The sequence below is a fragment of the Schaalia vaccimaxillae DSM 15804 genome, assembly GCF_000420425.1.
Lineage (GTDB): Bacteria > Actinomycetota > Actinomycetes > Actinomycetales > Actinomycetaceae > Pauljensenia > Pauljensenia vaccimaxillae.
The window spans coordinates 106,735-121,372 of the sequence record NZ_ATUX01000005.1 but is presented as its reverse complement, the minus strand read 5'-3'; the positions used below and the strand labels follow the sequence as shown (position 1 = coordinate 121,372).

12 protein-coding genes are annotated in these 14,638 nt (G+C 58.1%); 4 read left to right on the top strand and 8 right to left on the bottom strand.

Translation table 11 applies throughout. The annotated features are described in order from the left end of the window. Nucleotides 1–15: 15 nt before the first annotated feature. From G439_RS0100650 to G439_RS0100640, 3 genes are read right to left on the bottom strand one after another with little or no spacing between them, the layout of a single operon-like run. Entirely contained in the window at nt 16–1,035 is a 1,020-nt protein-coding gene (locus G439_RS0100650) for an ABC transporter permease (RefSeq protein ID WP_022867262.1), read from the bottom strand. Further along, nucleotides 1,032–2,051, bottom strand: coding sequence for an ABC transporter permease (locus tag G439_RS0100645; protein WP_022867261.1), 1,020 nt, complete (start codon nt 2,049–2,051; stop codon nt 1,032–1,034). The genes G439_RS0100650 and G439_RS0100645 overlap by 4 nt, the downstream gene beginning before the upstream one ends. Continuing rightward, a complete protein-coding gene (locus G439_RS0100640) occupies nt 2,048–3,562 on the bottom strand; it encodes a sugar ABC transporter ATP-binding protein (RefSeq protein WP_022867260.1) in 1,515 nt (504 codons plus the stop codon). Before G439_RS0100640 ends, G439_RS0100645 begins: the two co-directional genes overlap by 4 nt. Nucleotides 3,563–3,815: 253 nt before the next feature. Between G439_RS0100640 and G439_RS0100635 the strand changes: the two genes are divergently transcribed. Continuing rightward, nucleotides 3,816–4,895, top strand: coding sequence for a LacI family DNA-binding transcriptional regulator (locus tag G439_RS0100635; protein WP_022867259.1), 1,080 nt, complete (start codon nt 3,816–3,818; stop codon nt 4,893–4,895). A 111-nt stretch (nt 4,896–5,006) separates the two neighbouring features. Continuing rightward, nucleotides 5,007–6,236 carry an App1 family protein gene (locus G439_RS0100630; RefSeq protein WP_022867258.1) on the top strand — a complete coding sequence of 410 codons (1,230 nt, stop codon included), beginning with the start codon at nt 5,007–5,009 and terminating at the stop codon, nt 6,234–6,236. 9 nt (nt 6,237–6,245) lie between these two features. On the opposite strand, the gene G439_RS0100625 is transcribed toward G439_RS0100630, so the two are convergent. Both G439_RS0100625 and G439_RS10600 read right to left on the bottom strand, forming a co-directional pair. Further along, nucleotides 6,246–6,977 carry a DUF6270 domain-containing protein gene (locus G439_RS0100625; protein WP_022867257.1) on the bottom strand — a complete coding sequence of 244 codons (732 nt, stop codon included), beginning with the start codon at nt 6,975–6,977 and terminating at the stop codon, nt 6,246–6,248. Nucleotides 6,978–7,063: 86 nt separating this feature from the next. Continuing rightward, nucleotides 7,064–7,762: a LytR C-terminal domain-containing protein gene (locus G439_RS10600; RefSeq protein ID WP_022867256.1), complete on the bottom strand. Its 699-nt coding sequence runs from the start codon at nt 7,760–7,762 to the stop codon at nt 7,064–7,066. Between the two features lie 187 nt (nt 7,763–7,949). On the opposite strand from G439_RS10600, the gene G439_RS0100615 reads away from it, so the two are divergent. Both G439_RS0100615 and G439_RS10595 read left to right on the top strand, forming a co-directional pair. After that, entirely contained in the window at nt 7,950–9,095 is a 1,146-nt protein-coding gene (locus G439_RS0100615; protein WP_022867255.1) for an acyl-CoA dehydrogenase family protein, read from the top strand. A 336-nt stretch (nt 9,096–9,431) separates the two neighbouring features. After that, a complete protein-coding gene (locus G439_RS10595; RefSeq protein WP_022867254.1) occupies nt 9,432–10,061 on the top strand; it encodes a DUF4143 domain-containing protein in 630 nt (209 codons plus the stop codon). A gap of 43 nt (nt 10,062–10,104) precedes the next feature. Here G439_RS10595 and G439_RS12575 read toward each other — a convergent pair whose 3' ends face one another. The 3 genes from G439_RS12575 to G439_RS0100595 all read right to left on the bottom strand — a co-directional run bounded on the left by G439_RS12575 (nt 10,105) and on the right by G439_RS0100595 (nt 14,237). Then, complete coding sequence (locus tag G439_RS12575) at nt 10,105–11,439, bottom strand: variant leucine-rich repeat-containing protein (protein WP_022867253.1); 1,335 nt, start codon at nt 11,437–11,439, stop codon at nt 10,105–10,107. Nucleotides 11,440–11,504: 65 nt separating this feature from the next. After that, nucleotides 11,505–12,347, bottom strand: a complete 843-nt coding sequence (locus G439_RS0100600) for an anaerobic ribonucleoside-triphosphate reductase activating protein (RefSeq protein WP_026459241.1) — start codon at nt 12,345–12,347, stop codon at nt 11,505–11,507. Nucleotides 12,348–12,356: 9 nt separating this feature from the next. Beyond that, nucleotides 12,357–14,237, bottom strand: a complete 1,881-nt coding sequence (locus G439_RS0100595) for a ribonucleoside triphosphate reductase (protein ID WP_022867251.1) — start codon at nt 14,235–14,237, stop codon at nt 12,357–12,359. Nucleotides 14,238–14,638 lie beyond the last annotated feature (401 nt).

Below are 14,638 nucleotides of genomic sequence, written 5' to 3'. Positions count from 1 at the left end.
TGGGTGAGTGTGCAGTTACTTGGCGGTGGATCGCTGCGACTTCGATCGCCATTCCTTGAAGGCGTTGACAATCGAGGGAGCCACAACGGATCCGATGAGGAGCAGACCGGTGATCATCACAAGGACGACCTCTGGGATGCGGTTGAGACGTAGAGCGTAGTTGAGGACACCGACGGTGAAGACACCGAAGAGCGAACCCCAGATCGAGCCTTTACCACCGAAGACCGAGACGCCACCAAAGACGATCGCGGCAATGACGGTCAGTTCCAAGCCTTCGACGTTGTCGGACTTGGAGGCTGAGTAGCGAAGCGTGTAGAAGATACCTGCCACCGCTGCCATGAAGCCTGAGAGAGTCAGGGCAATCATGCGTGACTTCTTCGTATCAATACCAACGAAGCGCGCCGCTTCTTGCGAATGTCCGAGGGCGTACAGGCCTCGTCCGTAGGGAGTCTTGTGCAGAAGAATCCAGAAGGCGAGGACAAAGATCGCCAGAGGCACAGACACATACGGGATCCCCGTTGCACCAAAGCTACCGGTGGCGAAGCTGGTTGCCCACTCGGGGAAAGCGGAGATCGAGTTATCGCCGATGACCACCAGAGCCAGGCCTCGGTAGAGAGAAAGGGTACCGATGGTGACCGCTAGGGCTGGGATCCCGACGTATGCGGTGATGATGCCATTGAAGGCACCGCAGGCGATACCCACAAGCAGGCAGACCACAACGACGAGCCAGAAGTTCATGCCGGATTGGACCAGAACACCCATGACCGCTGAGATCAGACCTGCGGTGGAGGCGACGGATAGGTCAATATCGGCATTAACCATCACCAGCGTCATGGGCAGGGCCATGAGGAGGGTGGTGGCCACGTCCAGGGTCAGGAATGTCAGGGTCCTGGGTTGGCCAAATCGCGGGATCAATACGAGGGCGAGAAGGACGGCTGCAATGAGGATCAGGGCCATCTTGGTATCCCTGGATACCCACAGGCGACGCATAACTTCGCTGCCCTGTTTCTTCGTCTGGGTTCTAGCGGTGCTCATGATGTTGCCGCTCCCTTCTTACGCAAGGCCTCCTGGCGACGGATCGTGGAGATCCGATCAATGAGGATGGCGACGATGATGAGCATGCCGACGACGGCCTTCTGCCAGAACTTCGACACCCCCACTGCTGTCAGCGCCGAGGTCATGGTGTTGAGCAGCAGGGCACCGATCGCCGCGCCGTAGGCCCAACCGACACCGCCGGTCATGGCCACACCGCCGACGACACAGGCCGCAACAATGTCGAGTTCCATGCCGGTACCGGTCGTGGCTCCCATGGCATTGAATCGGGAGGCGTAGAGCACGCCACCCAGTCCAACGAGGGCACCGTTGATAACGAACGCGGAGAACACGCGCTTGCCGACGGGAATGCCGTAGACGGCGGCGGCCTCGCGGTCGGATCCGATGGCGTAGAGGTCACGACCGGAACGGAAGTAACGCTGGTAGATCGACACCAGAGCGATCACACCGATGGCAAGGAGTGTCAGTACGGGGAATCCGAAGACTGTGGCCACACCCATCTCACCAAAGGAATGGGGACGGTCACCGGCGAAGTACTGGGTGGATCCGGCCCACCAGTTCAGGGCTCCTCGGAACACGTACATGGTGCCCAAGGTGATGACCATGGCTGGCACCTTTGCCTTCGTCACCAACGTACCGTTAATTGCACCGAGTATCGCGCCCAGCAGGCTTCCTGCAATAAAGACGACGATGATCGGGATGTTGGGAACCTCGGCGAAGAGGAATCCCGTGAAGAACGCTGAGAAACCAAGGATCGCACCGACGGACAGGTCGACGCCCTCGCTCGAAATAATGAGCGACTGCCCTGCCGCCATCAGCATCGCGATGGTCGCGTTGAGCAGGAGGTCCTTAACACCCTGGGGGGTGAGGAATCGAGGGTTGAGGGCCCAGGTGATGATGACCAGGGCGAGCAAAGCCACGATGACGGGAATCTCGCGCTGAGTGAAGAACTTGCGCAGAGGGCTGGTTTTTTTAGGGGCTGCGATTGCGGTGCTCATGATGCCGCCTTCGTGTGATCGGTGGCCGCGGTCATGACATTCTCTGAATTGGCTTCTTCACGTGAGAATTCGCCGGTGATGCGGCCTTCGCACATGACGAGGACGCGGTCAGACATACCCAACACCTCGGGCAGTTCGGAGGAAATCATGATGATGGCAACGCCGGACTGGGCCAGAGTGGACAGCAGACGGTGAACCTCGGACTTGGTGCCGACGTCAATGCCTCGCGTTGGTTCGTCAACGATGAGGATCCTGGGGTCGGTAGCCAGCCACTTGGCCAGAACAACTTTCTGCTGGTTGCCGCCCGAAAGGGAGGAAACCGGGTTGTACTGGCTGGAGGTCTTGACCTCGAGCTTCTTGGACCATTCTTCGGCGGTTTGAGCTTCGGTCGCGTCATTGATGAGGCCCGCTTTGGCGAGCTTGTCACGCAGTGTCAAGGTGGTGTTACGAAGCACCGACAGGTTCATCACCAGGCCTTGCTTACGACGATCCTCGGGCACAAAACCGAGGCCAGCCTTGATGGCCCCGACCGTGTCGGCATTGCGTAGCTTCTTGCCGAAAGCTTCGACCGTACCGCTGTCAGCCTTGTCGATACCCATAATGGCGCGCGCAACTTCCGAGCGGCCTGCACCGACCAGGCCTGCCAGGCCAACAATCTCACCGGACCGCACTTCGAAGGATACGTCCTCGAACACACCGGTGCGGGTGAGCCCGTCAACCTTGAGGACAACGTCTCCGATCTCGGCTTCAAGTTTGGGGAAGAGCTGTTCGACCGAGCGGCCAACCATGTCCCGAACCAACTGTGGCTCGTCGGTTTCTGACAGCATGCGCGTAGAGACGTAGTTGCCGTCGCGCATGATTGTCACGCGATCGCACAGGCCGAAGATTTCATCCATCCGGTGGGAGATAAACATCAGGGCTGCGCCGCGGTCACGCAGCGAACGAGCAATAGTGAAGAGGCGTTCGACCTCGTGGCCCGAAAGTGCAGCAGTCGGTTCGTCCATGATAAGGACCTTGGCATCCAGGGAGATCGCTTTGGCAATCTCGAGGATCTGCTGATCGGCGATGGACAAGCCTTCTGCTGACATGGCCGGATCGATATCAACTTCGAGGCGGTCGAAGAGATCTTGGGCATCGGCGCGCATCTTTGCGTGGTCGATCATGCCAAGGGCCTTGGCGGGCTGGCGGCCGATGAAGATATTCTCTGCGACGCTCAGATCGGGGAAGAGGGTCGGTTCCTGGTAGATGACCGAGATTCCGGCGGCCTTGGACTCGGCTGGGGTTTTGAAGACGGCAGGCTGGCCGTCAACAAGAAACTCACCAGCATTTGGCTGATGAATGCCTGCGAGGACCTTGACCAGAGTGGATTTGCCTGCGCCATTTTCGCCGGCCAGGGCGTGGATCTCGCCCGCATACAGCTCGATGCATCCATTTGCCATCGCAACGAAGTTTCCAAACTTCTTTACTGCATGCTGCAAGGAGACAACGGGCTGAGTAGTTTCGCGTTGCACGCGACCACCTCCACGTTGAGGTTGAAACGATTCAGTGATCTGGAGTCTGGCACGGTTTCGCCGCGTATGTCAACACAGAATTGAAACGCGATTCAAATCGTGACCTTTCCAAAATGAATCGTTTCGTCTACATTGCCCCCAAACCCGGATTCCTTTGCGCCACATACACGTGTTAAATGGGTCTATAGCAGCACAACCAGGACTATTCCTGGAATTCACCACCGGACAAACGTCAGTACAGAGGGACCAAGAAATGCCCGCCAATAAGGCTCCAGGAGTCAAAGATGTCGCAGCCCTAGCAGGGGTCAGCGTTGGCTCCGTCTCCAATGTCATCAATGGCAGAGGGACCGTACGCGACGACGTGCGTGAACGGGTCGAAGCCGCCATCTACAAACTCGGCTACGTCCCCAACCCAACCGCTCAAGCTCTACGTCGTGGAGTCTCCCCCCTGGTTGGGGTCGCTGTTTTCGACCTGACGAACCCATTCTTCATGCAGGCAGCAGCAGGAATGGAACAACGCCTACGCCAAGCAGGCTGCGTCATGTCCCTATCCTCCACCCACGCAGATGAACACACCGAGGCCGAACTCCTGCGCGCCCTCGCCGGCCAAGCCGTCAGAGGCATCCTGCTGACCCCAGCCGACGAAAATCTCGAGGTCGCTCACGAGATCGTCAAACGCGGCATCCCCGTCGTCCTCTTCGACTTCCCCGGAAACACCGAGGATATGCCCTCCATCTCCATCGATGACCGCGCCGGAGCCGCCCTCGCCATCGAGCACCTCCTTAACCTCGGACACCGCAATATCGCCTTCTTCAACGGGCCGCACACGGTTCGTCAGGCCCGCCAACGTTCCCTCGGCGTCCAAGATGCCATTGATGCTTTCCAAGCCAAACACCCGGAGCACCAGATCCAACTCGTTGCCCACGAGGGCGAGGACTTTACCGCCGAGGCCGGCCGCATGAGCTCACGAAGCCTACTGACCGGCGCGGGGATCGACCTCGCCGCCTCCGACGAGGCCCCACCAACCCTCCCTGCAGACTTCCCGACCGCAATTTTCTGCGCCAATGATCTCATCGCCTTCGGTGTCGTCTCCGTACTACGCGACCTGCACCTTTCTATTCCCAAGGACGTGTCTGTAGTCGGCTTCGACGACATTGCGATCGCATCGGAAATGTCGGTGCCGCTGACCACAATCCGCCAACCCATGGAAGAACTCGGCGTCGAAGCCGTTGAAATGCTCCTGGCTTCAGGGCAGGATTCGGCGCGGATCTCCCATAAAAAGTTCCAACCCGGCCTCGTTGTCAGGGCTTCAACACAGCCCCCTCGACAATGACCGATCCGCGTACCTACGCGGCATTCGCACACAGATAGTACGGCTGGATAAGAAGCCGCAGGCCACATCCGGTTCACCCATAAGTCCAACTCATCGGGCACAATGACATGCGTGAGCCTGCGACATTTTCTCCGACGAGTAGCCCGACTGCGCCCCGTCATCGACGATGAGACGCCGTCACTGGCGCTTTCCGTTGCCAACGCAGCCGGTGAATTTGGCTCCACGACCATTGCACGCACACTCTACGACTGGGGTTTTCACCCCGGAGTCGTCGCTTTCGGCGGACACGGATCAACCACTCGGGCCAGAATCTTGGGTCGAGTCATTATGGAACGCCAACGCGACCAACGCTTATGGCTCAAAGATCGGCGCGGCTGGCGTCAATTCTTCGACGCTCAGGTCCCCCGCCAACCCGTCCTTGTCACTGTAGGACAGGCCCGTCGAGTGACCTTCGCCGACCGCGGCGGATACATCGATCTGACGGTTGCCGGACACGGGCTCGCAGCCGGAAACCACACCGCCTGGATCCAAGTGCTCCACGAGGGCGACGTCAACGCGATGGGGCTGCGCGAAGGAGACGATCTGGCAGGGGCGCAAACCCGACCTCGTAGTACCACAACCGTCACGGCAAGTGGAATGGACCGGATCCGCGCGGGCCATCCCGTCCCCGTCAAGCTGCGCATCGTCGGCCAACAAGAGCAGTACGGAGTCGTGTCTGACATTGACGACACGGTGATCGTCACGATGCTTCCGCGACTTCTAACTGCCGCGAAATACTCCTTCGTTGACCGGGTTTCCTCACGCGAAGCCGTGCCGGGGATGTCAAAACTCTTGTCAGCAATTACGCGCAAGCAGCTGACGCCCGTTGGTCAGGATGGCACCAAGCTGACAATGCCTGTCATGTATCTGTCGACTGGAGCATGGAATGTGGTTCCAACGCTTCGAGATTTTCTCGAGCGTGGTGGCTACCCCAACGGTGGTTTCCTGATGACTGATTTTGGCCCTTCGAATACTGGTTGGTTCCGGTCAGGTAGAGAACATAAGCGTCGCGAGCTGCGCAAACTAACGCGCACAATGCCATGGATTAAGTGGGTCCTTGTTGGCGACGACGGCCAACGCGACCCTGAGATTTACGCGGAATTTGCGCGTCAATATCCCGATCATGTCGCGGGGATCGCGATCCGTTCACTCTCAGAAATTGAACAGTTCATGTCCCACGGGTCCTTCGATGCTCTTGTCCCCGAAGCTCTTTACGAGATTCCGCCCTCGATCCCCGTCTGGTTTGGACACGACGGCTATACCCTACTACGCGCGATCAACGACGAGGGAACCCTCGACTAAAAGTGAAAATCAGAGCGTGTCAATAAACTGATCAATCTCATCAGCCCACCACTCGTACATCTCATCAACATAGTGGTACAGGGCAGGACCCCATTGATGGTCTTTTGTCGAAACGACGAGTTCTTTGGGTGGAGTTTTGCCCAGCTGAAACCCGAGTCGTTGAAGTTCTTCAACATAAGGAACCATGAGGGAGTTCAATTCGGCTGCAGTCTTGTTCTTTGACGGCGGCACAGGTTCTCCGTCTGTTGTCTCGCGCGCAAAAGGTGCGCAAAGGACAAGCGTCTTACGGCTGGCATCGAGCGCGTCCAGCTGACGTTTAAGAGTTGCTGCACCTCGCTTGAACAGACCGAAGTGGCGGTCCGAACCGATCACAATCGCGGGCGAATGAGAGACTCGCGCAAGAAGGCCTGACTTCGCTAATTCGGTGCTCAACGTCAGATAGGCGTCACCTTCAAGTCTGGTCACTCCCCAGTGTTCCGTTGCAATGTCAATGATGATCGCGTCTGACTCTACTGCGTACCGTCGCAAAGTTTGACCAACATTCGAGGCCAAATCCCCCTGCAATGCTTTCCGGCTGAAGTTGCTTCCAACCGAGCTCAGGTCGGCATCAATCGCAAGAGGCGGACTAAAACCCGAAGTAATCGTCTGGCGAGCAACGTACTGAGAGACCTCAAAACGTCTTGTCACACGAACGATATCGCGGGCAACACACGACCCGTAAATGAAGATCTTTCGACGCACGATCCGACACTAACATCTGGCCTCAACACGGACGCCCTATTCGTTTGACGAAAAGGCATCCAGTACGGCTGGTAGATCAGCCAGATCTAGCCCCCTGATTGGACTCCCGACTGCTGCACAGACGACTGATCGGCTGAAGACTGATCCTTCTGAGCATCAGACTCGCTACCAGCTTCGGTATCCGATTCCCCAACCTCTTGGGCTTTGGCCCAGTCAGACTCCAAGTACAGGCAGTCTTGGGGAGCGGTTAAGGGTTCTTGCGTTTCCATGATGCGCTTGAGATCATCATCGTTTAGAGCACCGTCGTAGAAGGTCCCAAGCATCACAAAAACGGTGTCATCAGTGGCTTCGGTGAGGATAACTTTCGCATTGGGGAAGAAACGCGCCAGCGTGTAGGCAGCATTGACCGCCTTCGGACCAGCGTTGATCTCAACTGTCCCGGCATATTCACCAACGGAGTTACCGGGGTCTACCGGAGTGTATCCAGCCGCAATAAGCATCTGCGTAGCTTGGGAGGCGATACCTTGCCTTGACGTTGTGTTGAGCACCTGAACTTTAACCGATGCCGGATCCACCGGCATGGCGCCAGGAGATGGGCAGACAAGATCACCTACGGCAGCGAATTCAATTTTCTTGTTGAACTCATTGCCGAAAGGAACCGGCAAAAGCCCCGAGAACACCAAGGAAGCGAGGACGAACAGCACAGCCATCGTTACGCCGAGTACAGCGAAGGTCAGGTTCTGCTTGCGTTGACGTTCTTTGAGGAAACGCTGCCGCGGACTCATGGGTGCAATCTTGGGGCTCACGGGGACCAACCTACTCGACGCACGGCCGACCTCGCACCAGTACGGTCCGCAAATACGAATGTTTGACTGTCTACTCGACTATTCATCGGCTCGTTCTATCGGTGGCCCCAAGTCCAAAGGCCTACTAGATTAAGGATCACCTTAGTCGCCCTTGAAAGGATTTCTCATGGCGTTCCTCAGCGATGAATTGCTTGCCACGATCCACGAGCGCGCAGCGACTCACGATCTGGAAAACACTTTCCCCGCTGACGATTACACCGACCTCAAAGCTGCCGGCTACTTCGCTGCTTTTGTTCCGCAAGAGTTTGGGGGTGCGGGACTGGATTTGGAGCAGATCGCCGCCGAACAGACTCGCTTGGCAAAAGCTGCTCCGGGAACCGCTTTGGGTATCAATATGCATCAAATTATCGTCGGCTTGGGCCGCCACCTGGTGCGCAACGGAAACGAACGCGGAGAGATCATTTTGCGCGAGGCCGCGGCCGGTGAACTTTACGGCTTCGGGATCTCCGAGCCTGGCAACGACCTCGTCCTCTTCGGCTCCATTACCCAAGCTGAACCCGACGGCGAGGGCGGCTATCGCTTCACCGGAACAAAAATTTTCAACTCGTTGGCGCCCGCCTGGACTCGCCTGATGACTTTCGGGCGCGACGATTCTGGCGAGGACGGTCCCCACTCTGTCTTCGCAATCCTCAATCGTGAGGACGGCGGCTTTTCAATCAAGGACGACTGGGACACACTGGGGATGCGAGCCACCCAGTCCAATACGACCGTTCTCGAGGGCGCACATGCGCGGGCGGATCGGATTCTGACGCGCTGCGAACCTGGGCCTTCCAAGGATCCGGTGGTTTTCGGCATCTTCTCTAACTTCGAGATCCTTCTAGCCGCAACCTACCAGGGGGTTGGCGAGCGGGCGGTCGAGGTCGCTGCCGAGCACGTCAAGACCCGCAAGTCGGTGAAGAATCAGACCGTGTATGCCAACGATCCTGATATTCGTTGGCGTATTGCCGAGGCCGCCCTGGCGATGAATGCGGTGGGCCCGCAGATTCGCGAGTTGGCGCGTGATATCGAGGCTGGTGTCGATCGAGGCCCCATCTGGATGCCACAGTTGTCAGCGGCGAAGAATGCTGCGGCCGAGGCGACGCTGCGCGCCACCGAGCAGGCTATTCGCGCATGCGGAGGATCTTCCTACTACTCCAAGCATGAGTTGTCACGCTTGTACCGTGATGCTTTGGCAGGCTTATTCCAGCCTTCAGATCAAGAATCCCTGCACAACGCGTGGGCCAATGCGATCCTGGGACCCATTGAGAAGTAGCTGGACGGATGACAAAGCAGCTGGACCGATTGAAAACTAGCTGAAAGTCACCGGCAGTAGCCCACGGCCACCTGGCCCCCTCCCTCTGCGCCGCGAGGGACGCACAAAACCACCGCGAGGGACGCACATCTTTCTCGCGAAGGACGCCCAAAAGTCCCCCGAGAGACGTCCAAAAGGTTTGTCCAGGGAGGGCCATAGCGATAGCGTTGATGAATATCTACATCGCCAACGAAAATGCTACTTGTAAAATTCAAATACTGCTAAGTGCATAGTTTAATTGCTGCTAAATGTATAATTTAAGCATGGAATACAGGCGGCCAATTCCTCCTGGCATGGTTGAGAACCTACGCCTCAGCAAGCTCATCAACTGCCTCGTACTCGCAAATTCTTGATGCTGCAACCCCGGGAGAAGTCGACAAACCCACCCGAGTCACCGCTGGGGTTTACAGAGATATTCTCACGTCCCTGTGGCTTCTGGACCCTGTAGCTGCATGGACTCCAACTGGCAATATCATGACGCGCTTCGGGGTATCACCTAAACACCACCTCGCTGATCTCGACCTGGCAGCCAGACTCCTTGGCCTCGACATCGACTCACTTCTTGATGGACAAGGTCACCCCCTGCGCACACCAGAAGGAGGAATGATTGGTCCACTATTTGAATCTCTTACGACACTATGCGTTCGCGTCGCAGCGCAGGCTGCAGAAGCCACAGTAGGACACATTCGCACCCGCAACGGTGATCACGAGGTAGATCTAGTCGTCATCAGGCCAGATGGACGGGTTGTTGCCATCGAAGTAAAACTTGCATCCGCAGTGGATCGACGAGATGGCAAGCACCTGCAATGGCTACGCACACTGATGGGGAATCGCATTGCCGATGCAATCATTATCAACACTGGTCCAGACGCTTATCGCAGAGACGACGGAATAGGCGTCGTTCCTCTAGCGCTTTTGGGACCCTGATCAAGCTCTAGGAGATTAACATTCCCCGTCGGGAAAAGAATCTCTACCAGGTGTACTTATCCGGCGTGATCTCACCTGCCAGGCCGGTCATCCAGCCACCGCGAGCCAATGCGAAAGACGCCCCGGACTTGGTGTTCCAACAACTCACACCGTCCATCGTGGACGAACACACGAAGTCGCCCGACACGGCGTATTCTCCATATTCGAGCTGATCTGTCACTAACGCAGTGTCTCCCTGAGCACAGCTATTCGCTGCAGATTTTTCTTCAACGATCAGCGCTCCCCCAGCCTGATTGCATTCGCCATAGCCCGTACCGGACCACTCTGTCTTAAAGATCTGGCAGACAGTCTGATCAGTGTTAAGGACGCAAGCGATGTTGCCCGAGGGTGTCTTAAAGCTCGTGATCTGACGCGCATTAGCAGGCGCCGGATACTTGTCTTCTTCCTCGACCGGAGCAGGATCAGACTCTGGCTCGTCAACGACCGCTGGTTCTTTAGGCTCGGCAGTATCAGTAGCAGGAGCGCTCTGCTCACTTCCGGCCGAGGGCGCGGGTTCCTTCCCCGTGCCAAAACCGTCCGTGAAAACATAAGCGACCGCAACAAGTAGAACGAGGGCGAGCACAACCAGCCCAACGAGCGTAGCGACAAGTCCCTTATTCGACTTTGCCAGACGCTGCGGCCTTGCCTGGGAGGAAGCAGGTCCACCGAAACCAGCTTGAGGCGACGCAGAGTAGGAGGGCGCAGGTTGATTGCTCGTCGAGGGAGCCGCTCCACCCGCACCGCCAAATCCTGCCCCCGCTGCGCCGACACCAGCGCCGGCACCAGCGCCGGCACCTGCACTGGGCTCAGATAGCCACTGCTGAGGACTATTCGGGGCAGCGTGCGCAACGTATGCAGCCGATCCTTGTTGCCAGGAACCCTGTTGTATCCCACCCTGAGCGGAAACTCCATACTGATCTGGAATGACCGCGGTTGCATCCTGCGGAGCATTCTTAAAGATTGACGCGCGCTGAACAGGACCAGCAGCAGGCTGATCGAAGTCCTCGTCAATCGATGCCATCATCTGGGTTGCTTCACCATCGAATTCCTGAGGCGAATCCTCAGCGACAAAGGTCTCGTCAGAGGCCTCGACATCGGCCACCACAGCACCCGAATCCACAGGACTCGATGCTGCGGAGCGTGACTCGATGGCTCGAAGAACCCCGGGGTCACCAAAGGCTGCCATCCAATCGAGCAGTCCCTGGTAGGCCTTCGGATGCGCGGCCACAGCCGCACGCAAGTGCGGATACCGGTACGCAATCTGGCGAAGAGTCTCAGCGTCGGCCGCAGGATCTTGGACAGCAGCCTGCGGATTCTCGATGTTCAAGTCGTCAGCCATCATCGCTCCTGACGTCGGTTTGACGGGATTCAATGCCGCCACCTTATCCCGAGACCCACCGATCATTAGGCCGGGCGGTATACGAAGCGTTCAAAGCCCAACAACTCGATATCAGCCGCTAACGCCTGAACCTGGTCATCCCAGCCGTGAGCTTGGGAAGAAAAACCATTGGGCGTACCAACCTGGCGAGCCTGCTGCAAAGCAAAGACCCTCGCCCCAGCTTCAAGCGCTCGATGTGCAACCTCCAGGCCGTCGCGTGGCCCATCGGGGTACACGGTCAACCGGACCTCATGGTCGACCTCGCCATGATCCAAGACGATGCCCAACGACTCCCATGCCTTGGCTCCCGCTCCCGGCCTGCCGGCCACGGTCTCGTAGTTGTCCGCCATGGCTTTGACGTCGATACCTACCCAATCGACCAACCCCTCGTCGAGCAGTTCACGCAGCCGTGTCGGATAGGGTCCAGCCGTATGCAGGCCGACGCCGAATCCAAGTTCTCGCACCCTTCGCATTCCCGCGCCAAGTGCAATCTGGCGGGTCGCTTCGCCACCAGAAAAGACGACGCCATCTAGCAAACCGTGTCGCCGTGCCAGTAAGTCCTCCAGCGCAGACCATGCCACAACGCCAGGAATCTTCGGATCGATGATCGCGCTGTTTTGGCAGTAGGGACACAGCCATGGGCACCCCTGCAAGAACAGGGATGCTGCAAACTTTCCCGGCCAATCCACCGTCGACATCGGCACGAGTCCCGCGATCTGCAGGTCGTCGGGTGTGAAAGCGGTCGGGATCCGGCGCCCCCGGGCATTGGCCGCCAATCTGGAAGTACGAGGACGGGCCCCGCCCTCGCGCTCGGGCATACCGAGCGGGACGGGGCCGACCTCGTGACTTGACGAACTAGGCGACCTCATAGGGAAAGGTCAGCGCTGTCCAACCGGCGGGAAGGCGGAGACGAGTTCGCCGTGAGAATCAGCAGCGGCCTCGGAGAACATTTGACGCTCCGCGTACTCGCCCTTCTTGCCGATATTGAAGGACTGCACGGGACGGAAGTAACCCATGACGCGCGTCCACACCTCGCACGCCTGAGGTTCGCGATCGGGATGAGCCTCGGCGCACTTCTCGCAGTGGAAGTGCTCGCCGGCCAGGTAGCCGTGCACCGGGCAGATCGAGAAGGTCGGGGTGATCGTAATGTAAGGAACCTTGAAGGCAGTCAGCGAGCGGCGCACCATCTGCTTGCAGGCTTCGCCTGTGGACATGCGTTCGCCCATGTACAGGTGCAAAACGGTTCCACCCGTGTATTTGCCTTGCAGGACTTCCTGGTCTTCGAGAGCTTGGAAAGGATCGTCGGTGTAGCCCACGGGCAGCTGCGAGGAGTTCGTGTAGTACGGCTGGTCGGCGGTTCCCGCCTGGATGATACCGGCGAAACGCTTGCGGTCTTCCTTGGCAAAACGGTAGGTGGTGCCTTCGGCGGGGGTGGCCTCCAGGTTGTACATGTGGCCGGTGGCTTCCTGCAGTTCGACCATGCGGTCACGCACGTGGTCGAGGATGCGCACGCACAGGTCGAATCCGCGCTGGTCGGTCATGTCATATTCGTCGCCAGAGAAGTTTCGGACCATCTCATTCATGCCGTTAACGCCGATGGTTGAGAAGTGGTTATCCAACGTTCCCAGGTAGCGCTTGGAGTAGGGGAACAGGCCGTGGTCCATATGGAATTGGATGGTTTCGCGTTTGCGTTCCAGGGATTGGGAAGCCAGGTCGATGAGTTCGTCCAGGCGCGCAACGAGGGCGACCTCGTCTCCTTGATGCAAGTAGCCCAGCCGGGCCATATTGACGGTGACTACACCGATAGAACCGGTGAGTTCGGCCGAACCGAAGAGCCCATTGCCGCGCTTGAGCAGTTCGCGCAGGTCGAGCTGGAGGCGGCAGCACATGGAGCGGATCATGTGCGGGTCTAGGTCGGAGTTAATGAAGTTTTGGAAGTAGGGCAGGCCGTACTTTGCGGTCATCTCAAAGAGAAGGTCGGCGTTGGGGGTGTCCCAGTCAAAGTCGGGGGTGATGTTGTAGGTGGGGATCGGGAAGGTGAAGACGCGTCCGTCTGCGTCGCCGCCGATCATGACTTCGATGAAGGCTTGGTTGATGAGGTCCATTTCGTGCTGGAGCTCGCCGTAGGTGAAGTCAACGACCTCGTCGCCAATGAGGGGGTATTCGTCTCGCAGGTCGTCTGGGCAGGTCCAGTCGAAGGTGAGGTTAGTGAAGGGGCACTGGGAGCCCCAGCGGCTGGGCACGTTGAGGTTGTAGATGAGTTCTTGCATGCACTGGACGATGTCTTTGTATTCCATCTTGTCCAGGCGCACGAAGGGTGCCATGTAGGTGTCGAAGGACGAGAAGGCTTGGGCGCCGGCCCATTCGTTTTGGAGCGTTCCCAGGAAGTTGACGATTTGGCCGCATGCTGAGGAGAAGTGCGTGGGTGGCGCGGAGGCGATGGCGCCGCCCACGCCGTTGAATCCTTCTTGGATGAGGCGTTTGAGGGACCATCCGGCGCAGTATCCAGCGAACATGTCGAGGTCATGGATGTGGTAGTCACCTTCGCGGTGCGCGTGGCCAATTTCGGGGGTGTAGATCTGTTCGAGCCAGTAGTTGGCGGTGATTTTGCCGGCGGAGTTGAGGATCATGCCGCCCAGGGAGTAGCCCTGGTTGGCGTTGGCGTTGACTCGCCAGTCGGAGCGGTCGAGGTATTCCTCGACGGTGCTGATGGCGTCGACGTCGTAGCGGGGTAATGCAGTCTGGGCGCGCTGATCCATGGGGCCACTTTCCTCAGTCGTGGTGTGTTGGGGAAGGCTCTACTTTTGTCCTGACCACATGCCGATCACGAGGGCGCCCGTTGCCGCCATATCGTGGCATGGTGGCAAATGGTGCTTGTCGCAGGCTTTGGCAAGATCGGGAGATCTAGTGGAGCCATCCGTCATTAACCACTGCATCTAGTGGCCCTGACGAACAGTGACCACTGTATGTAGTGCGCAAGAGAAAAATCTACGCACGCTCGGCGCGCCTCGCTCAGATTGCGCGAACACGACCCACACACTCACTTTCTTAGGACCTTAGACCCGCCATCCTCTCCGCGAGGGACGCCCAAAACTCCCGCGAGGGACGCCCAAAAGTTTGCCGAAGGACGCCCATATCCGCCTTTAATCTGCCGCAACCA